Genomic DNA, 17,439 nt, shown 5'->3' with positions numbered 1-17,439 from the left:
TGGCCGTCGTTGTCTTCGCGCTGGCACTCGTCGCGCGGAACTACCCCGATCTCGCCTCGCAACTCCGCGAGGCCTGCCGCCGGGCGCTGAGTTCCCAGCTCGTCCGCGGGATGTTATTTTCTCGTGGGATTCCGATTCTCGCCGTCCTCGTCGGCTTCGGGCTCTCGTTCCCATTTGCCGTTCAGTCCGGTGCTGGCCCGCCGGCAGCGATCCTCGTCGGCATCATCGTCGGAGCGTTCGCGAGACTCGCGACGATGGCATGGCAGGCGTCGAAATACCGCTTTATCGACTTCGCCAACCGCGATAGCGGCCGGTCGGAGGTCGTTGTCGAAGCGTTCACGCTCGAGGACGCCGACGGCGAGGACATCTATGTGGCCCGCGTGGACGGCCACGAACTCGCCCACCGGGACAAAGACGTCCTCGTGGGCGTCGTCCTGAAAGAAGTGCGTGAGCGCCTCGAGAGCGGCGAGATTCGCCCCTCATTCGCCCACTACTACTTCGAAGAAGCGACCGAGCACGGTCACGTCGATATCGGCTTTGTCGCCGACGAGTACCGCGGTGATATCAAGACCCGCATCGACGCGACGCTACGCGAGCACGATGGTGAGCTCGAGGTCGAAAAGCTGGACAAAGAAATGAAAGCAGAGTACGCCGACGCCGCGTACAAGCAAGCGATTCGGGCGCTCGAGGGACGCGGTGAGATCGACGTTCGGCGCGGGAAGTACGTCCTGCACTGATGTACGACGATCCGTCAGTGTGGGAACTCGGCCTCATCGCGGCGATCATCCTCGCGGCAAGCGTCCGCGACCGCCTCGAAAGCGACCCCGACCCCATCGAGGAGGCCAAACGCCTCTACGCCGAGGGCATGATCGACGAACCAGAACTCGAGCGCCGCATCGAGGAGGCCGTCGACGACGACCACGAGGCGATCCGGCTGGTCGTCGAGGACGTCAATGGCGTCTCTGACTCACGCTCGAAGGCGATCGCCCGCGAGTACGACTCGCTGGACGAGCTGCGTGCGTCCGATCGGGAGAAACTCGAGGGCGTGCCGGGGATTGGAGAGGAGTTGGCCGAGGCCGTGCTCGAAAGGGTTCGATCCACCGGAAACGCGGAGTGATAGGTACGTAACCAGGCTCTATCGAGTATGGGAGCGTGATGGGCTCTCGCTACCACTCTCATTATGTAACTTATCGATGGCCCAGGGAGTGAATAGGTACAATGTGATTTCGAAGTTATTCAGACAGAGGTTGATCGCAATTTCTTCAACCATACATATATAGTGTAATTACGAGTGACCCATTTAAAGAGAGACCAGCTTAGAGAAGTGCCTCTACCTCGAAAGCGATCAACACGTAGGCCGTATCTATCGATCTACCCAATGCGTGTGCACGAGCACGCCAACAACACCCGCAGCCCCAATTATCGTTGCGAGTTTTATCTCGAGTGACAGCGATCTCCTAGATAGGAGCAACGCGACTCCACCGAAAAACACAGCGAACCCAACCGTATGAGTGACGCCACGATGGGTTAGCAGTTCATCAAGGCTGTGTCCCGCTCCTTTTGCAACTGCCGCAAGCCCGACTACCAGTACACTACTACCAACCACGCTGACGGGGAGTTCTGTCAGTCCGAGCGCAGTCACCAATTTCAATCCGACCATCCTCGGTATCCATGGATTTTGTACGGACACGAATAGAGCCCCAACGACAGCCGTGCCGATGAGGATTTTCCCAAGGTATCGTCTCGGGATAGACGAATGGATGTCGATATCTGGAAGCACTGATCCTATTAATAGAACAGTGAATACGCCTCCGATTAGAATTGCTATCGTTCGTGGGGGATAGCCCTCTTTAATCGCATATGTGCCCGCAAGAGCGGCAGCAACGATCGCTACGATTGCTCCCGCTCGAACGTGTTCGTCGAACCCACCCATTTTGATCAGGTAGAACCAGAACCTCACATGATAAAGAAGTTCGTGAACGCGAGACCGTCACACAGGAGCTACTCACGAACCTCGTCGATACTCTTCGAGACGTCTTCCATTTGAAGGTCTGAATACGCTTCGTGTGTTGTCTCGATAGACTGGTGCCGCAACGCTTCTTGAGCCTTTTCGGACATGCCATTCGCGTACAGGTCGCGACCGAGCGCCCGTCGAGCGCCGTGGAGCGTGAGATAGTCGTAATCGCCGTCGGGGTCGATGTTCGCCTCTTTCGTGAGTCGTTTCAACAGCCGGCGAACGCCCTCTTTGGAGATCGACGGCGGCGGGACCTCATGTTCACGGTGTAGCGAGTCGAGAACCTCGGTTTTCCCCGCGTCGCCCCTACCCTCGAGTGCCGCAGATACCGCTTCCTCACTGACCGTTTCCTCGAGTCGGTCCTTTTTCGATCCATAGTGGCCGGTCGGGAAGACTGGCCACTCGTCGGTCGGCGGCTCGAGGAAACCGTACCACCGATCGAGCACGTTGTGAACGCTTTCGGGGAACGGTGCCTCTTCGTACTCGCGAGACTTTCCATACACTTCGATCAACTGCCGGTCGAAATCGACGTCCGACCAGCGCAGGCCCGGTCGCTTGTCGTCTTTCGGGTCGGCGAACAATTCCGCTCCGCGTGCGCCGGTGCCGCCGAGCATCACCACGATCGCCCGGTCGCGCAGTGCCGTCTGTGCGTCGGTTCGGATCGTTCCCTCGAGCGCCATGTCGACACGCTTGGTCGCGTAGTGCTCGAGTTGCTTTCGGTCGCGGTCTGACCAGTACTGGGTTTTCCGCTTCCCGTCGTCCTGCGGGAGTGGGTCCTCTGCCGTGTTCGTATTCGCCGGGTTCGTCTCGAGGTGCTGTTCGCGGACACACCACGACAGGAACGCCCGCACGTAGGCGAAGTACGTCTGTGCCGTCGACGCCGCGAGTCGTTCGTCCGGGTCGTCCTCGAGTTTGACCTTATCGTAGAGGTGTTCGCTGAACCGGCGGACGTGTGTCGGCTCGAGGTCGCCGACCAGTTCGACGCCGAGTTCGTTCCGGCAGTGTCTCGCGAATCGGTACAGCGGCGAGCGCATGGTCGTCTCGGACCCGTCGGCTTTGATCTTGTACCGTAGGTAGTCGTCGACGGCCTCGCGGACAGTCGTTCCCCCGGAGTTAGCCCGTCTCTCGCTGGGTGTAGACATTCGTATGTGGGGTACAGTGTCTACCCTAGTAAAGTCCCTTGGTTAAACTGGTATTTAGCCAAGTGTATCAAATAAGGCCTGTATCGTCTAATATCAGTACTTTCGAGACCCAACACCGCAAAATAGTATTCTATATACTGTATGTCGCTATAGCTTTCTTTCCTCTTCGATTAACTCCGCGACACGTTCTGGTTCTTCCGACGCTAATCGCAAGACGGCGTCGTGAATTTCCCGTTTTTCTTCGTCTCGAATACCTGCTTTTCGCAGTTCAGGGATGATCGTGATACCGAGCGCGTCGTCGAAATTGTCCCACGTCTCGCCTCGAGCATAGAGCGGCCGTTGTCGAACCTCGGAGTATTCGAACGGCGGCCCCTCGGTTCCAGCACTCTCCTCTGTCTCTCGAGTAGGCTTGTCTGACGACTGTTCTCGGTGAGTATCATCCGAATCAGATTCTGACGACGAGTCGGCATCGCTCTCGAGGTCGTCGAACGGATTGCTCATCGATCGACACCTCCGTTCGAGACGATCCCCGCAAGCTCCTCGTAGTACGGGATTTGGTCGCTCTCTGGGTCGTGATCCTGCAGCGGCTGGTTATGCTGTAGCGACCGGGAGAGTGCCGATCGGTGGCGAATTCCCGGCTTCGGCGTCGCGATCTCCCCGCTATCGATTTGGTCGAACTCGTCAGCCGTGATCCGAGCAAAGTCCGGTACTGCTTCTTGGAGCGGTTGTCCAGGGTTGACCTCGTAGCTGGCCGTATTGAGATTCTCGAGAAGTTCGCGATCTTCGGTCTGCTGGTCGATCCGGTCAGAGAGTTTGTTCGGGACGACCGCGAGTACGTCGACGTCGATGTACTCACGTGCGGGTTCGATGAGTCGTTCCATCGTGCGCTTGTAGCCGCCGATCGCGCTCGAGCCCGGTTCGATCGGGATCATAACGTTGCCCGTCGCGACGAGGGCGTTGTTGTTCAGCATGCCCGGATACGCCGGACAGTCGAAGACGATGTAGTCGTACTCGTCGCCGAGAAGTGGGTCCACGATCTTCGATTTGACCCTCGCCGATCCCTGCATTGCCCCAGCAAGGTCTTTCTCAACGTCCTCGAGCGTGTTCGACGACGGTAGCAAGTCGAATCCGTACTCGGTTGACTGAATGAGGTCTGCCGGCGTCGCATTGCCCTCGAGAATTACGTCGCCGAGATTCACGTCGCCCTGGTAGGCGTCCTCGAAGCCGAGGCCGTTTGTTGCGTGGCCGTTCGGGTCCAGGTCAGCGAACAGGACATCGCCGCGCTCAGCGAGCTGCCGAGCGAGGTTCATCGAAGTCGTGGACTTTCCGACGCCGCCCTTGAGAATGACGACACTAACTGCGCGCGGATCGTTCGTAGCTGCCATATTATGTGACTCCGTCCGCTGCAGTAGGCGCAATAGGAGCCTATTGTGCCGAGTACTGTTTCAGCGGACGATATACACGTCATTCTATAGGTTCTTAGTTCTACTGCAATAGCTACAATAGGTACCTCAGGTAAGGTAGCTACTGTGCCTATTGTACCTACTGCACCTATTGTAGATAGTGCACGCCGCTATCAGACAATAGCCACTCGACGGGGAGTAGGAGTCACAGGCGGCAAAGCCGCCCCAGTTGAAGCTGGTATTTGGCAGCCGACAGAGTCGGCACTTGAGGATATGCTCGCAAGTAGGATAGGCGTTGTGTCCTACACGTAGTCATGCGTCTTCGTCGCTCTCATCTTCGCCATCGGCCTGGTCCCGAGATCTCGCCGCGCGGCCGGCATCTGTATCTGGCCAGTCTTCCCGCTGGTACTCACCAGGATGTTTGCTGTTGATGTGCTCGGTCAATTCTGAGATTTCGCGCGCCTCATATCCGCAGTCGGGATCTGGGCACTCATATACTCTGTTAGATGGCATGATTACTCAGCCTCCGGAATTTTGACTTTGTATCGGCAGTCCCTATTCGGACAATTCGTGTACGCACCCCGTGGCATGGAGCCAGTGTACGTCCAGGCGTGGTCGCACTCGTGACAGCGCATTCGGATTCCGTCGGACATCGATGTGTAGTACTACAAAATCTCACATAGAAGTAGCGGTCGAATCATCCCCTCACATTCGCCTACTCCACGGGCTCGAGAAATCTGTCCGGGGGCTTGATCGATGGTGGCTACAGTTTTTTCAGAGACATCGTGATAGAAGGTGGCTATGGATTCCGTTGAGGAAGACCCAGACAACTGGAAAGAGATGCGTGAAGTCGTCCTCGAACGAGACAATCGGAAGTGCCAATTCTGTGGTGTGAGCGATGACGCCCACAAACAACGGTACAACAAGGGACTTCATGTCCACCATCTGAACCCGCGTCGGAATGGCGGATCCGACAAGGAAGACAATCTACTCACTGTCTGTCTAGGCTGTCACAAGGCTCTGGAATCTGCGACGAAGAAGGCGATAACGAACCATCTGGAAGCAGTCCAAGAAACAGTTGAAAATATGCGTAAGCATGCTCGCATTGACCGTCACCAGGCAGTTGATGAGGGAGATACGCCACCCATACGCGATGGAATGATTCCGTGGTGGCACCTTCAGGAAATGGACTCGTGGAGTCAAGCAATCTACTATCTCGGACGTGCAGAAGGACTCAAGCTATGGGCTGCCGAGATAGAGGACGTGTTTCCGGACAGCGAATAAGTCGTTCAGCAGGTTGGTCGCCTTCCATTTCACTCACACTCCATAATACGTCTGAGGAGTCTTCGTCTTCTCTCCGTCCCTCCTCTCTCAGCCCAGACGCGAATTGCTATTGCTCCGATGATAAGGACGAAACCGACGGCAGCAAGCACGTACTCGATACCGTCGAAGACGGCTACAGCAGTTCCCGGTCGCATGACGATATAGCCTGCCACTAGATACAAGATCGAGCCGATGAAGATCGGCACGAAAGAGAGGTTCGTGAGTGCTTTGTGAATCTCATAGTCGGACATACGATTCAGTTGTGCCTCAGGTCGGTCACTCATATTTCTCCTCGGGGATTTCGACGTCGTCCGCAGCTGGGACGTAGTTGACGAACCCGCACGATTCGCAGACCAGCGCGATCTCGTCCTCCCGGTCGGTCTTGTGCCACTCGACGTGTCCCTCGTGTTCATGACCGCACTCGGGACAGCGGTAGTCTCCCGTGTCGGACGTTGCATCTCCCGTCATCGGTTCGCTTCACCCCCGAAAGCGGTCAACTGTTCTTGCGGGTTCTCCTCGTCGACAGCTCGCTCCTCAACGGGACAGATCCGATGAACCTCGCCGTCGATCGTCGCCTCGGCGTGCTCCTCGAGCGGCTCGCCACAGCGGTGGCACCAGTCCATCGAGACGTCTCGGTCTCCGATAGTGTACTCGTCCTCCATGTCTCAGTCCTCCTTGGTTTCCCACGGTAGCGCCCCGCAGACGTGACATTCTCCGTGTTCGGTCGTTGCCTCTCCGCAATTATCGCACTCGTATGCGTATTCGGGATTATCGGTCGTCATGGCTCAGTTGTCTCCCGTAGCGGGTAGCTTGACCCATTCGCTCGAGCAGTTAGCACACGGTTCGTCAGCCGGCACGGTGTCACCACAGCCACGGCAGACACCGCGAATAGTCCTCTTTCGAGACGAATCGCTCATAGTACCCCCGCGAATTTCCCCGCGACGAACGTCAGTGTCACGCCGATCGCCAAGATAGCGGCCATCAGCAGGAGTTCTCGATTCATCTGGCTCTTTGATTGATCGCTCATTCTTGACACCCGTAGCAGACCCAGAGTCCGCCGTATGCGCTACCTTCGCGCTCATTACACTCAGTACCACACAGACCACACTGGCGACCGAGATCAAGTCGGTGGGACAAACTTAGCTCACCTCGAGTTCTTCGTCGAACTCCTCGTTTCGTCGCTCTCGGCTCTTGAAGACACGGCCACAGCACTCGCAGTGACAGTCATAGCTGCCGTGGTACTCCGTGAAGTGCGTCCAGTGCGAGCCACAGTGAGCGCACGGTTCGGCCTCTTGGTCGTAACTGAGCGGGCTGACCTGAATCTGATTACCTTCGCCCGCGGACGTTGCACGGTCAGACATCGAGAATCACCTCGACGTCGTCCATTCTCGAGTGGCTCGAGCAGAACGGGTCGTCCGTCATGTGCGAGACTGCGTTCTGGCAGCGGCCACCGTCGGCCTTCTTCGCGACACACTGCTGGGTGATCTCGGCGTCATCCCGCCGATCGAGATCGTCGTCGGGCCCGACATCGACCCCGAAGCGAGAAAGTTGATGGTCCGCATTCATCGCTGATCACCACTCGGCTGTTCGTTGCACTCGCACTCGTCAAGAGCGCGGTCGACGAATCCCTGAGCCTCGTTGATCTCCGAGAGAACATCGCCGACCGGCGCATCCTTCGCGTTCTGGAGCGCGTGCTTAGCGCGTAGAAGGCTGTGTTTCGGTTCCTGCATTACACTGGCACCTCCGATCCGATAAGGACGTCTTCTTGATTCTCGTCGATGAACTGCCGTCGTTCAGCGTCATCGATCGGATCCGTCCCGTTGAGTGATGCACTCGGGTTGTTTCCGAGGAAACCAGGCCGCTTCATGTCGACCATGCGAGCGGCCTTCACGAGCTCGTCTTTCACATTGTCTGGATCGCCGACGAGAAACACCGTAACCGTGTTCTCGTGCGTCGAGTGGTCGCCGTCTGCTGCAACCTCGATCTCGAGTACTCGATTGACTCGCTGGGAAGATTGTTCGCTCATGCTATCACCGTCTGTTGAGTTCGCTGGTCTCTCTGGTCCGACCGGTACACCATTCCGCGCCTGTCGAGAGTATCGCCTAAGTCCTCGGGATACTCGCCGAAGACTGCGATGATCGACGGGAACGGGGCGTTTCTGACTTGTTCTCGAGGATCGCCGAACGTCAAGCGTCCTTCAAGGAACGCGACCGCGTCTGCCTTCGTCGCATACTTGTGGAACCACTGGGTCGATGTGCGAGCTGGCGCGAGAACCAGCACAAGATCGACATCCTCTCGGTTTGACTCGTTGACCGCCTTCTGCATCCACGACTCCATGTCCGAATACGGAGGATTACACCAGACAGTACCGAACCAGGCCTGTTTCAGCCCGTCATCTTCAGCGGTATACGTCTGCTCTGCGATCGACTTGCGTTCTGCTCCAGAACACGGATCGAGGTCGAATCCGCCGACAGCTTTCTCGAGTGAGCGGAGGAGTTCTGGGGGAGTGGACCATTCATCGGTCTTTGACCCGAAGTGTCCCGGCGGCGTGTCCCATTTTTCGCGATCAGTTCCTTTCTCGGACATTACGCGGACTCACCTCGTTTGCAGCGTGCGTGAACGTAGTCACCGCTCTCTACCGGCTGACCAACAGCTAAACCAGCGCGTAGCGCCCACTCCTCGTCGGCATACAGTGGTTCGTCACACTCTGGACAGCAAGGGAGGTCGGTCATTGGTTGAGCCACCTCCCGAGGTCATCGTGGCAGCCCTCACAGAGCTGGAGGAACTCTCGGTCGCCCTCCCAGGTTCGAGTCGCGAGATCGCCGCATCGATCACACGTGATCGGTTCGGGTGCGAACTCTGTTCCACCCTCCTGCATCTTTGAGCCTGGGGCTGGGTGATTTCTTCCGCTCATGCTGTCACCTCCGGCTTGAGCCGGCCGCTCTTTCGCAGTTCAGTCTCGCACGTCGAGCAGACGCCCATCTTCTTGCCGTCGATCCTGTACGAGTTCGAGACGTGGCCGTTATCGCAGACCTGACACTGACCAAGTCCGTTCATGCTTCTGCGTCACCTCCAAATTTCTCCTTGTGGACGTTCAGAACAGTATTATTTGAGACTCCGAACACATCTCCCACATCCCTGCTGGACATCTCGGTTGCGTCGTATAGGGATGCTATAGCCCAACGTTCGGGTGGTTTCACTTTCCGGTGTAGCTTCTGATGATCCTCGTTTGAAACCAACTCGAGGTTATCTGGCCTGTTATCCCAGTGGAGCCCATTCTCGTGATGGACATGGAGTTCCCCCGCTTCCTCAAATCCGAACTTTGCGACGGCCAATAGTCGGTGGACGAGGAGGTTGTTGTCACCAGATCTCCACTGCTCATAGCCCTGGGGATTCGTTGAAAAATTCGCGTGAAGGCCGTGATTCAACTGCTTGGCCTCTTTGATCGATCTTTTCTCGATCCCGTGTTCATCGAGCCATTTCAGCACGGTAGAGATGGAGCAATCGAACAGCTTGCGGATATCATTTGCTGCCATCTTTTCGTCGACATACAGCTTCTCCATCAACTCCTTGTCCCGCCATGGGTTCTGCTGTTCTTCTGGATACAGTTCATTTCCAGATTTACCGCTCATTGGTGCTCACACTCCTCGTTTGGACACGTCTTGCCGACCTTCCAGCTATTCGGTCCGTCTGACTTGGTGTAGGTCTCGTATGGAGTATCGCACAGGATGCACCGGCCGTACGGTGCCTCTTCCTGCTCGGTCCCATCGGCAGACATTACGCTGGCACCTCCACATCAACGCCAGCTTGCTCGAGGTACTCGTCGTCGATCTCTGCGAGCTTGCGCTTCGTCACGCGTGAGAAGTGATCCGGGTCGGGATCGGAACTCTCGAAGTCGTGGTATCCGAGGCCCACGACCTTCATGACGAACCCTTCGTTCGTCTCGACGTTGCGCTTGTCGACGCGACGCTCCACGTTCTTCTCTGCCACCGCGTAGGGCTGCTCCCGAGACTCGACGAGGCCGACGTACTCCTCCTTCGGATGGCTCGTGACGAGGTACAGGTGCAGGCGATTGCCTTCGTCTTCGGACTTATCAACGCCGCCGTCAGTCACCAGAACCGGCTCGCTACCGTCGTTCTCCGCACTGGACTCAGTGGATTCTTCCTCGAGTTCGTCCCACGACGGGGAAGAGCAATCGCAAGTACCCGTGCCGCTTGGTGTCTCGACGGTCGCCGACTCGACTTCGTCGGGCTGCCAGAGTCCGTCGTCAATCCGGTAGTCGCTCCCAATCGTCCACGCCTGGAGTCGGTCACTCCAGCGGGCGAATGGACACGACTCCAGGTCATCCTCATCGACGTCGAGTCCCTCGGCTTCCTCGTCGCTGAACGAGGAGCACGAATCGCATCTCCACGAACTGTGGTCGTGTGCATCCGTTGGTTCGCCCATGTGTGGCGTCGCATCTGGCTCGCGGACCAGTTCGCCACAGCACTCGCACTCGACGACAGCGTTCGATTGGTAGTGGATTGATTCAGTGATCAGCCCCTCCTGAACGCTCATTTCGACCACGGGGGCCGGTCGATCCGGTGCCTCGAGTTCGGTAGTGACCACTTCGAGGTCCTCGAAGATCGAGAGTCCCCAGCTCTTCCGGTGGCCGTCCGGCGTCTCACCGACGATCGTCGGCTCGTCTTTGAGCATTGGGGCGTCCGTCGGGCTCTCGATTTCGGGTTCTTGGTATCGCGTTCGCTGGTCGCGCACGACGGTTCCCAGATAGGACTCTGCTCTCCGCTTGGTCTCGTTTTCGAGTTGATCGCTCGCTTGTCTCTCTGCCATACTACAGTATATTGTAGCCAACAACTTATAGCTAACGCATACTGTAGCCTACATCATACGGTAGCTTTACAGAACTGCGTAGCCTACCGTAAATTGTAACATGGACCGCACTGCACAGGCCGTCATGGCCGACGATGGACCGCGTGGACTCATGACGGACCGAGAGCGCGAGATTCTACTCGGAGACGCTGATGTAACAGAGAAATACTACGGAGTCGTCGTTACGCGCGTGCGAAAACGGATCGATAGGCTCGGCGAAAAGGAACTCGAGGCGCTCGAGAAACACGACAGTCTCGCCGACGAGCTGCGCGAAGCCGTCTGCAAAGACTAATCCTCGTCTTCGTCTTCTCCGACGTCCATCGTATACTCGTTAGCGCCGACCTTGCTGTTCTTCTCCTTGATCTCCTGTAGCTTCTCGATGTCTTCCTCGGAGAGACCGGGTTCTTCGTCTTCGTCGTCCGGCATACCAGGCGGTACGTCACGCGCGTTGATAAGTAGCGTTACAGTGCACAACCGGACATACCGCGGAAAGACTCTACCAGTCCGTCAGATCCACTGCTCGTTTCCGCAGACGGTACATTTCCAGTGATTGTCCCCCTTGTTCCCGCTGCGCATATTGATTCCGTCAGTACCACACTCCGAGCACTCGTCCGGTTCGTTCAGCTTCATAGGTCCACCTCGCTTGGATCGACTCCAGCACAGTCGAAACAGAGTGCCATTCCGCTGTCGTCCCGGCTGAAGGTCTGTCCGAGATTGTCCCCGCACTCGCTACACTCGACTGGGACGGTTTCGAAGCGAATCGCTTCGACCGCCTCGGCCGTCTGCTGTGCCTTCTCGACTTTCTCTCGAGCCGTGCTGAGCGTATTGTCCAGCGTATTTTTCGATATTCCCATCGAGTCCGCCGCAGCCTCTCGAGGAACCGCCTCGACGTCACGGAGGACAAACGCCTCTGCCTGCCGCTCAGTCAATAAGCCGGCGTTGGCCAGCTCGGAAACCGCGTCGTCAGCGTTCATTCGACGTCCTCCCATTCAAGTTCGACCGTGTGCGGTGCGTAGTGGCTGACCCGTCCAATATCGAACTCCTCGGGGAGTGAGTGTTTCAGTTCCTCCCAGAAGATCCGGCGTCCCTCTTCAACGAACTTCTCGATGCCGCCGCCTTCTTCGATTTCTTCTTCGGAAAACTCGCTGCGCGTATTGGCTTCGGTCGGCCACTCAACACCGCCGTAGGTGCTGAAGAAGTCCGTCTCCTCGAGCATGATCGTCTCAGGCGAGATGTGAATCGGTTTCTCGTTCCACTCGTCGTTGTAGTGAACACCCTGCTCACTCTCGTAGTATTCAGCCTCCATTTCGGCCTCGAACGGCGGGTACAGGCGAAGGACGTACGAGCGCCCCCAGCGGTCCGGTTCGTCCAGGAAGTTGCGCTTGAGTGCTTTCTTGAAGGTCTCGAACGAGATCGTGATTTTCTCGACCTTCGCGAGTCGGTCGTCGATCTGGTTCATTGGGTCGTCGCCGCCGTCGGCCGCAATCTGTTGCGCCATATTACTACAATACGGTGGTAACTACTTATACTTTACCCCCAATTGGTAGTAATGGGACAATCGGACGACAGACTAGATTCTCGGATCTAGCACACACCACGTTGCGAGTGAAACTTTCGAGCTGGAGGAAAAAGATCAGTCTGCGTTATCGAGCGTCGTCGAGATCTACATAACTCCCCTCAGTCGCAGAGAGCCACGCACCGTGAGCCGTATCCTCGCGCACATCGAAGATCTCGAACTCGTCGGGCGCGCCGGAATTGCGGACGTGAATCGAATCGATCTGGTAGTCGTTCAGCGCGACCCACTCGAAGGTATCCAGTCCCTCGCTCATTGATAGTACAGTACCTCCAAGTTTGATTGCTTGCCAAACGAACATCGTTGAAATATTGTGCGCATATTAGTGGAGCAGTTTTCCGAGAAGCGTGCTCGATTCCTCTTCGTCTTCGGCTTTCTTGACACGACTGACTATCGGGCGCTCATCGGGCTCCCATTCGTGCCGAAGACTACGGCTGCACCACGGGCAAAACTGGCCGCCGTCTTCCCCAACTGGAGAAGGGAATCCGCCACCACAGTCGGGGCATTCCCAACCGCTCATCGGCGACCACCCATCTTGTTGAACGTACACGAGGTGCAGCGTTGTGGGGTCATCCCTGTATCGGCCATGTTTCAGTTGTCCTCCATAGCGGATTGTTCGTCAACGACGCTCGTCGGCCAGAGGCGCCGTTGCACTTCCCACTTGAATTGCGGAATCAGGCCGCTCTCGTATCCCATCGCCATGAACCAACACGTCGCGCCAGTATAGACGCCGAGCCACGGTTCGGCGATGAACGCGATCGCCGCCGGACCGAACACCAGCGCGACTACGAGCCCGCCGCCGAGAAAGAGCAGCCCGTCGAACGTCCATTCCTCGTCGAGCGGAGCAGTGCTTTCGGTCATGGTGTATCAGTTCTCTCCATCTGAGTGCCTTCCTCCTGTTCTGTTTCCGTCTTGAGTGAGCGCTCAACTGATTCGAGTTGGAATTGAATGTCGGCGTACTCGTCGTGATCGTAGACACCCTTCGTTCCGCTCCGAAGGTCTGCCTCAGTGTTCTTCGTGAGTAGACACCGGGTGATTCCGGGGGCGTCTTCAACGTCTTGCCACGGCCCAAAGTAGATGAATCCGTCGTCGAACGGGTGTCTAAAGAGGATTCCACAGTACTGAGCCACCTGAAACTCTTTCTCGGTCAGTGTGATAACCAACCGTCGGCGTTCATCCTCGATGTAGCGGACGACCATATCGCCAGCTCTGGATTCAATCTCTTCCTCCGCGAACCACTCGCATTCAGTATCGTTACTCGACATCGATCTCGACCCCTTCTCGTTCTGCAACCGGTGGCAGTCGGCCCTTCTCTTTGAGACTCTCGTAGGTCGCCTCAGGGAGATCGCCGGCCATTGGATCTTTGACGGTCGTTACGTGCTTATTCGCCAGAAGAGAGACGACGAAAATGTCTTCGTCACACTCCTGGCATCGGATCACGCCGATATGACGGTCGGTGTCGAAGCGGAACTTCTGTCGGCGATCGCCGCAGCTTGGACACTCCGGGCAGTGTAGGTATTCGCTCATTCTTCGACCACCCGAACAGACCGTGAGTCACAGTCTGGGCATTCACCGTCCGGGCCTTGGAGTTCCGTTCCGTGCCCGTCCCAGCCGCAGTCTAAGCACTCGTAATCTTCCTCAACTCCGGGGAACGGCTCTCGGCGGGAGACCGGGACGCAATCACGGCTTTCGCGGTGGTCAGTCCCACAGGCCTCGCAGTCTTCGATCCAGTCCGACGGCGGCATCCACTCGGCACCACAGCACTCGCAAACCTGATCAACGAGGTCTGTACGGACGTCCTCGCTGTGGCTGTCGGTCTCGTGAGTCTGGTAACAGACAGGGCACTCTGCCTGCCAGTAGCTGTCGAGCAGCTCTTCTTTCGTTCCGACCGTCTTCATGATCCTCACCGACTTGATCCGGAAGACGCCCTCGTCGGTGGCGACCTTCTCACGGTCGTCGTAGCAGTGGTCGGCGACGCACTCGGCGTGAGCGAACTTATCGCCCGGCGATTTGTAGTGTCCCGGTTCAAGCGGGTCTACCGGCTCTCCGCAATACCGGCAGTCTGGTTCTTCCACTTCAGTTTTAGGTGGCGCTTCTGCCATACATATACGTTTCAATGTCCAATGGCATAGTTCTTTGGACTGCTTAACGCACCCCAACAGCACCCAAAGAGTTAGTGCGTATCGGAACGATAATGGCAGTATAGATGGCGGTCAAGAATATGGTCAACGAGAACTACGAACCGAACGCTCACGAGGACAAGGTGCTGGATTTTATCAAGGACGAACCCTGCGGTCGGGTGACGAACCGATACGTGCGTGAAGAGACCTCGATGCCAGCAGAGCGCGTCGATCCCGCGTTGAACAACCTCGAAAAGGCCGGCTGGGTGAAGCGACTAACGCGCGGATTCTACGAGCTCGTAGAAGACCCGAGAGACCGCTAACTGGTTCTTTTTATATTTTGGCTCTAGCCGCTTATATGGTATCGTGAATTACTAGAGCGCGAACGTGTCGAGGCCGGCTGCTTCCCGAGACCGGATCGCCGAACAGGTCGCTTCTGAGGGGTTCGACCTCACCCCCACAGAACCATCTGACGACGATTACCGATTCATCGCCGGGAAAGTGGCCGAACACGGGCCACCGATCTACTACGAAGAAGACGGGTACGAGGGCCGTGGCGAGGAGAACGCCAAGGCGATGGCGAACCTCCACGTTTACCGCCACGTCGTCGAAGGCCTGGACTCGTGGCCCGAGGTCGAGCGGCACCTCAAGACCACGCCCGGTGTTGCCGAAAACCTCGGTCTGGAGAAGCCGAGGAGCCGCGAGACGCTCCGTCTCTCGTGGAAAGAGCAGTTCGAAGACGAGAACACGAGAGAGGCGATTCGTTGTCTCGCGTGGGACCTTCGGGACTCGATCGGCTGGGGAATGGACGGCGTCCTCATGGCGATGGGCGTTGACGACCAGTCGCTCTCCTACCCGGAGTTTAGTGAAGAAGGTATCCGGCAGTCCGCGAAGGAAGACGCCTATGAGCGTATCGCGCCGATTCTCTACGACATCATCGACTTCGAACGAGCGGAGAACGCATCCGTCCCGTTCGACGATCTCGCCGACTACGCCGGCTGGCTCGCTCGCCGGCAGGACTTCCCCGAGTCGATGGAGACATACGCTGAAGAGCAAGGTCTCGACGAGGAACCGTTTGACCCGGAAACGTTCCGGCGGGCAGTGCGGAACAAGGAACGTGAGCGCGTCGTCGTCGATGGCGCGGTTCACTGGGTGAAGCCACGCGCGCACGTGGATGAAGCCGAACCTAACCCAGACCAGTATGATAGCTGGGAAGAACTGGAGGAAGACGGCGTGGACTGGAGCGTCGATCTCCTCGATGACCCCGGCGGCACCGACGACTGGCACTCCACGATGGAAGAAGGGATCGAGCAGTTCGTTGCCGAGCTGAAGGAAGAGGACATCATCGACGGCGAAGTCCCCGTCTGCATCGACGGTTCGATCCGGAGTTGGCACAAGCATCCGGAAGGAGCCGACAAGAGGCCGGACGGCGTCTACCAGGAGTCGTACTTCGAGACGAACTACGGCTGGAAGGATCTCACCGCGAACGCCATCATCGACGGTCGCTCGGTCGTATTGGCGAACGTCTCGAAGGTCCCTGGAGACCGGACGTTCCAGGCGCTGAAGTACCTCGTTGATCGTGCGCGTGACCTCGTGGACGTCGAATGCTTCTACGCAGACGCCGAGTTCGCCACTGTCCAGTTCTGCCGTTACATCGACTACATCAACGAATACTACGTCTTCCGGAAAGGCCACAGAGACCCTGTTAAGGAGGCGTTCAAGGATTTCACCGGAAAGGCGGACTGGACAGACTACACGATGAAGACCAGTTCGCAGGCCGGGAAGGGGTCGAAGGAACACGACACTACACTATTCGCCGTAGAGAAGCGCGGGCAGATCGGCGTGAAGAAAGGCGAGAAACGTGATGAAGATCACAAGCAGGCTGGTCTCGACGACTTCCAGATGGAGAAGCCCGAAGGCCAGCTCACGTTCGACGACCTCGTTGACGACGAGGACATCGAGTACGTCGCCTTCGTCACGAACAAGAAGATCACCAGCAGCGGGATCGATCCGGCCTTAGACCCGAAGGCACACGACAACGAGCATACGGTCTGGGGACAGGCCGAACGCTACCGTCGGCGCTGGTCGATCGAGACGACCTTCCGCCAGGTCAAGTACCAGTTCATGGCGAAGACGCGATCGCGTGACCTCGGTACTCGCCGGTTCTTCTGGATGGTCGGCATCCTGCTGTACAACGGCTGGGCCACGATGAACCTGCTCGTTCAGGAGTGGGCCGCTCAGACGTTCGATGACGACGAGACCGACCCGCCTGTCCGCGGGAAGGTCTACCTCGAAGAACTGGCGAACTTCGACTACGGCTAACCCCGCTGTTTCCGCTCCGGGTTCACTGACTCGGTAGCCGCAGCACTCTCAGTCGCTCCTTCTTTTCGCCGTATCGTGTCGAGAATCAGTCAATCGACCCTACGCCGCCCGCACTGACCGGCTAGTCCGAGTCGTCCCTCCCTTCTTTTCCGATACTACTATCTGGTACAGAAGCCATATTTTGGAGTACTAATAGTACCTCCGCGAATCCTGCTCGCGTTCGTCATCACGCTCGAGCTTGGCGATTGCCGCGTCGACGTCCGCCTGGCGCGCTTCAATCATTCCGACCCGCCTCCGAAGGCATCGAGGGTCTGTTGCCCGCCCTCATCGGGCGTCGGATACTCATCGGCGTCACGCAGCGGGGAGAGGCCGACGTCCTCGGGATTGAGCGATTCGAGGAGGTCCGTACTCGTCGCGCCGCGATCGACGCCGAGTTTGTCCATCCGCGATCGGATGACCTCGGTGCTACGCTCGTAGTTGAACAGCGCCGCGAGCTTGTCGAGCGTGTCGTAGCCGTAGTCGTGATAGAGGTGTGCGAGTGCGCGGTAGTCGTCCCACGGCGCGAGCACGTTGGCGTCGCGGAGGTAGCCCGAGACCGTTTCGAGGGCGGCCTCGAGCGCGTCGGCGATCTCGTCCGGGCGGTCGCCGTTGCGGTAGCGCCGGATCGTGAGTG

Annotated in this window: 27 protein-coding genes; 6 read left to right on the top strand and 21 right to left on the bottom strand. The window is 57.7% G+C overall.

What is annotated here, in order from left to right:
• Together ACFR9S_RS13670 and ACFR9S_RS13665 are read left to right on the top strand one after the other, a co-directional pair.
• Positions 1 to 737: hypothetical protein (locus ACFR9S_RS13670; protein WP_379818887.1), on the top strand; the 737-nt coding region annotated here is incomplete at its 5' end.
• Entirely contained in the window at positions 737 to 1,117 is a 381-nt protein-coding gene (locus tag ACFR9S_RS13665) for a helix-hairpin-helix domain-containing protein (protein ID WP_049991456.1), read from the top strand. The genes ACFR9S_RS13670 and ACFR9S_RS13665, both read left to right, overlap by 1 nt.
• Positions 1,118 to 1,363: 246 nt before the next feature.
• On the opposite strand, the gene ACFR9S_RS13660 is transcribed toward ACFR9S_RS13665, so the two are convergent.
• The 4 genes from ACFR9S_RS13660 to ACFR9S_RS13645 form a co-directional block, all read right to left on the bottom strand.
• Positions 1,364 to 1,960 (bottom strand): metal-dependent hydrolase, encoded by a 597-nt coding sequence (locus ACFR9S_RS13660; RefSeq protein WP_074854890.1) that lies wholly within the window; start codon positions 1,958 to 1,960, stop codon positions 1,364 to 1,366.
• A gap of 41 nt (positions 1,961 to 2,001) precedes the next feature.
• Entirely contained in the window at positions 2,002 to 3,156 is a 1,155-nt protein-coding gene (locus ACFR9S_RS13655; RefSeq protein ID WP_049991455.1) for a tyrosine-type recombinase/integrase, read from the bottom strand.
• A gap of 147 nt (positions 3,157 to 3,303) precedes the next feature.
• The gene (locus ACFR9S_RS13650; protein WP_049991454.1) at positions 3,304 to 3,657 is read right to left on the bottom strand and encodes a hypothetical protein; all 354 of its coding nucleotides are present in this window, start codon (positions 3,655 to 3,657) and stop codon (positions 3,304 to 3,306) included.
• Entirely contained in the window at positions 3,654 to 4,541 is an 888-nt protein-coding gene (locus tag ACFR9S_RS13645) for a ParA family protein (RefSeq protein ID WP_049991453.1), read from the bottom strand. Before ACFR9S_RS13645 ends, ACFR9S_RS13650 begins: the two co-directional genes overlap by 4 nt.
• Positions 4,542 to 5,360: 819 nt before the next feature.
• Here ACFR9S_RS13645 and ACFR9S_RS13640 point away from each other — a divergent pair.
• Positions 5,361 to 5,843 carry an HNH endonuclease gene (locus tag ACFR9S_RS13640; protein WP_074854894.1) on the top strand — a complete coding sequence of 161 codons (483 nt, stop codon included), beginning with the start codon at positions 5,361 to 5,363 and terminating at the stop codon, positions 5,841 to 5,843.
• A 29-nt stretch (positions 5,844 to 5,872) separates the two neighbouring features.
• On the opposite strand, the gene ACFR9S_RS13635 is transcribed toward ACFR9S_RS13640, so the two are convergent.
• The 8 genes from ACFR9S_RS13635 to ACFR9S_RS13600 all read right to left on the bottom strand — a co-directional run bounded on the left by ACFR9S_RS13635 (position 5,873) and on the right by ACFR9S_RS13600 (position 10,712).
• Positions 5,873 to 6,133 (bottom strand): hypothetical protein, encoded by a 261-nt coding sequence (locus ACFR9S_RS13635; RefSeq protein WP_049991451.1) that lies wholly within the window; start codon positions 6,131 to 6,133, stop codon positions 5,873 to 5,875.
• A gap of 25 nt (positions 6,134 to 6,158) precedes the next feature.
• On the bottom strand, positions 6,159 to 6,350 hold the full coding sequence (locus ACFR9S_RS13630) for a hypothetical protein (protein WP_049991450.1): 192 nt from the start codon (positions 6,348 to 6,350) through the stop codon (positions 6,159 to 6,161).
• Complete coding sequence (locus ACFR9S_RS13625) at positions 6,347 to 6,544, bottom strand: hypothetical protein (RefSeq protein ID WP_049991449.1); 198 nt, start codon at positions 6,542 to 6,544, stop codon at positions 6,347 to 6,349. Before ACFR9S_RS13625 ends, ACFR9S_RS13630 begins: the two co-directional genes overlap by 4 nt.
• Positions 6,545 to 7,444: 900 nt before the next feature.
• A complete protein-coding gene (locus ACFR9S_RS13620; RefSeq protein ID WP_160290118.1) occupies positions 7,445 to 7,612 on the bottom strand; it encodes a hypothetical protein in 168 nt (55 codons plus the stop codon).
• Positions 7,612 to 7,908 (bottom strand): HAD family hydrolase, encoded by a 297-nt coding sequence (locus ACFR9S_RS13615; protein WP_049991446.1) that lies wholly within the window; start codon positions 7,906 to 7,908, stop codon positions 7,612 to 7,614. Before ACFR9S_RS13615 ends, ACFR9S_RS13620 begins: the two co-directional genes overlap by 1 nt.
• A complete protein-coding gene (locus ACFR9S_RS13610; RefSeq protein WP_049991445.1) occupies positions 7,905 to 8,468 on the bottom strand; it encodes a DNA N-6-adenine-methyltransferase in 564 nt (187 codons plus the stop codon). The genes ACFR9S_RS13615 and ACFR9S_RS13610 overlap by 4 nt, the downstream gene beginning before the upstream one ends.
• Positions 8,469 to 8,935: 467 nt before the next feature.
• Positions 8,936 to 9,514 carry an HNH endonuclease gene (locus ACFR9S_RS13605; RefSeq protein WP_049991444.1) on the bottom strand — a complete coding sequence of 193 codons (579 nt, stop codon included), beginning with the start codon at positions 9,512 to 9,514 and terminating at the stop codon, positions 8,936 to 8,938.
• Between the two features lie 145 nt (positions 9,515 to 9,659).
• Entirely contained in the window at positions 9,660 to 10,712 is a 1,053-nt protein-coding gene (locus tag ACFR9S_RS13600) for a hypothetical protein (protein ID WP_379818886.1), read from the bottom strand.
• Between the two features lie 100 nt (positions 10,713 to 10,812).
• On the opposite strand from ACFR9S_RS13600, the gene ACFR9S_RS13595 reads away from it, so the two are divergent.
• Positions 10,813 to 11,043 (top strand): hypothetical protein, encoded by a 231-nt coding sequence (locus ACFR9S_RS13595; protein ID WP_241471314.1) that lies wholly within the window; start codon positions 10,813 to 10,815, stop codon positions 11,041 to 11,043.
• On the opposite strand, the gene ACFR9S_RS13590 is transcribed toward ACFR9S_RS13595, so the two are convergent.
• The 8 genes from ACFR9S_RS13590 to ACFR9S_RS13555 all read right to left on the bottom strand — a co-directional run bounded on the left by ACFR9S_RS13590 (position 11,040) and on the right by ACFR9S_RS13555 (position 14,399).
• Positions 11,040 to 11,177 (bottom strand): hypothetical protein, encoded by a 138-nt coding sequence (locus ACFR9S_RS13590; protein WP_160290116.1) that lies wholly within the window; start codon positions 11,175 to 11,177, stop codon positions 11,040 to 11,042. The genes ACFR9S_RS13595 and ACFR9S_RS13590 overlap by 4 nt on opposite strands.
• Before the next feature lie 200 nt (positions 11,178 to 11,377).
• Positions 11,378 to 11,725 carry a sigma factor-like helix-turn-helix DNA-binding protein gene (locus ACFR9S_RS13585; protein WP_049991442.1) on the bottom strand — a complete coding sequence of 116 codons (348 nt, stop codon included), beginning with the start codon at positions 11,723 to 11,725 and terminating at the stop codon, positions 11,378 to 11,380.
• A complete protein-coding gene (locus ACFR9S_RS13580; RefSeq protein ID WP_379818885.1) occupies positions 11,722 to 12,210 on the bottom strand; it encodes a hypothetical protein in 489 nt (162 codons plus the stop codon). Before ACFR9S_RS13580 ends, ACFR9S_RS13585 begins: the two co-directional genes overlap by 4 nt.
• Before the next feature lie 184 nt (positions 12,211 to 12,394).
• Complete coding sequence (locus ACFR9S_RS13575; RefSeq protein ID WP_049991440.1) at positions 12,395 to 12,580, bottom strand: DUF7511 domain-containing protein; 186 nt, start codon at positions 12,578 to 12,580, stop codon at positions 12,395 to 12,397.
• Positions 12,581 to 12,915: 335 nt separating this feature from the next.
• The gene (locus ACFR9S_RS13570) at positions 12,916 to 13,185 is read right to left on the bottom strand and encodes a hypothetical protein (protein ID WP_049991439.1); all 270 of its coding nucleotides are present in this window, start codon (positions 13,183 to 13,185) and stop codon (positions 12,916 to 12,918) included.
• A complete protein-coding gene (locus ACFR9S_RS13565) occupies positions 13,182 to 13,589 on the bottom strand; it encodes a hypothetical protein (protein WP_049991438.1) in 408 nt (135 codons plus the stop codon). Before ACFR9S_RS13565 ends, ACFR9S_RS13570 begins: the two co-directional genes overlap by 4 nt.
• Positions 13,579 to 13,851 (bottom strand): hypothetical protein, encoded by a 273-nt coding sequence (locus tag ACFR9S_RS13560; RefSeq protein ID WP_049991437.1) that lies wholly within the window; start codon positions 13,849 to 13,851, stop codon positions 13,579 to 13,581. Before ACFR9S_RS13560 ends, ACFR9S_RS13565 begins: the two co-directional genes overlap by 11 nt.
• Positions 13,848 to 14,399 (bottom strand): hypothetical protein, encoded by a 552-nt coding sequence (locus ACFR9S_RS13555; RefSeq protein ID WP_049991436.1) that lies wholly within the window; start codon positions 14,397 to 14,399, stop codon positions 13,848 to 13,850. Before ACFR9S_RS13555 ends, ACFR9S_RS13560 begins: the two co-directional genes overlap by 4 nt.
• A gap of 146 nt (positions 14,400 to 14,545) precedes the next feature.
• On the opposite strand from ACFR9S_RS13555, the gene ACFR9S_RS13550 reads away from it, so the two are divergent.
• Together ACFR9S_RS13550 and ACFR9S_RS13545 are read left to right on the top strand one after the other, a co-directional pair.
• Complete coding sequence (locus ACFR9S_RS13550) at positions 14,546 to 14,767, top strand: hypothetical protein (RefSeq protein ID WP_049991492.1); 222 nt, start codon at positions 14,546 to 14,548, stop codon at positions 14,765 to 14,767.
• A 64-nt stretch (positions 14,768 to 14,831) separates the two neighbouring features.
• The gene (locus tag ACFR9S_RS13545; protein WP_379818884.1) at positions 14,832 to 16,766 is read left to right on the top strand and encodes a transposase; all 1,935 of its coding nucleotides are present in this window, start codon (positions 14,832 to 14,834) and stop codon (positions 16,764 to 16,766) included.
• Positions 16,767 to 17,044: 278 nt separating this feature from the next.
• Here ACFR9S_RS13545 and ACFR9S_RS13540 read toward each other — a convergent pair.
• Positions 17,045 to 17,439: hypothetical protein (locus ACFR9S_RS13540; protein ID WP_379818883.1), on the bottom strand; the 395-nt coding region annotated here is incomplete at its 5' end.

Origin of the sequence: Halolamina salina (genome assembly GCF_042678005.1) — an archaeon.
Lineage (GTDB): Archaea > Halobacteriota > Halobacteria > Halobacteriales > Haloferacaceae > Halolamina > Halolamina salina.
This window is presented reverse-complemented; position numbering and strand designations above follow the sequence as displayed.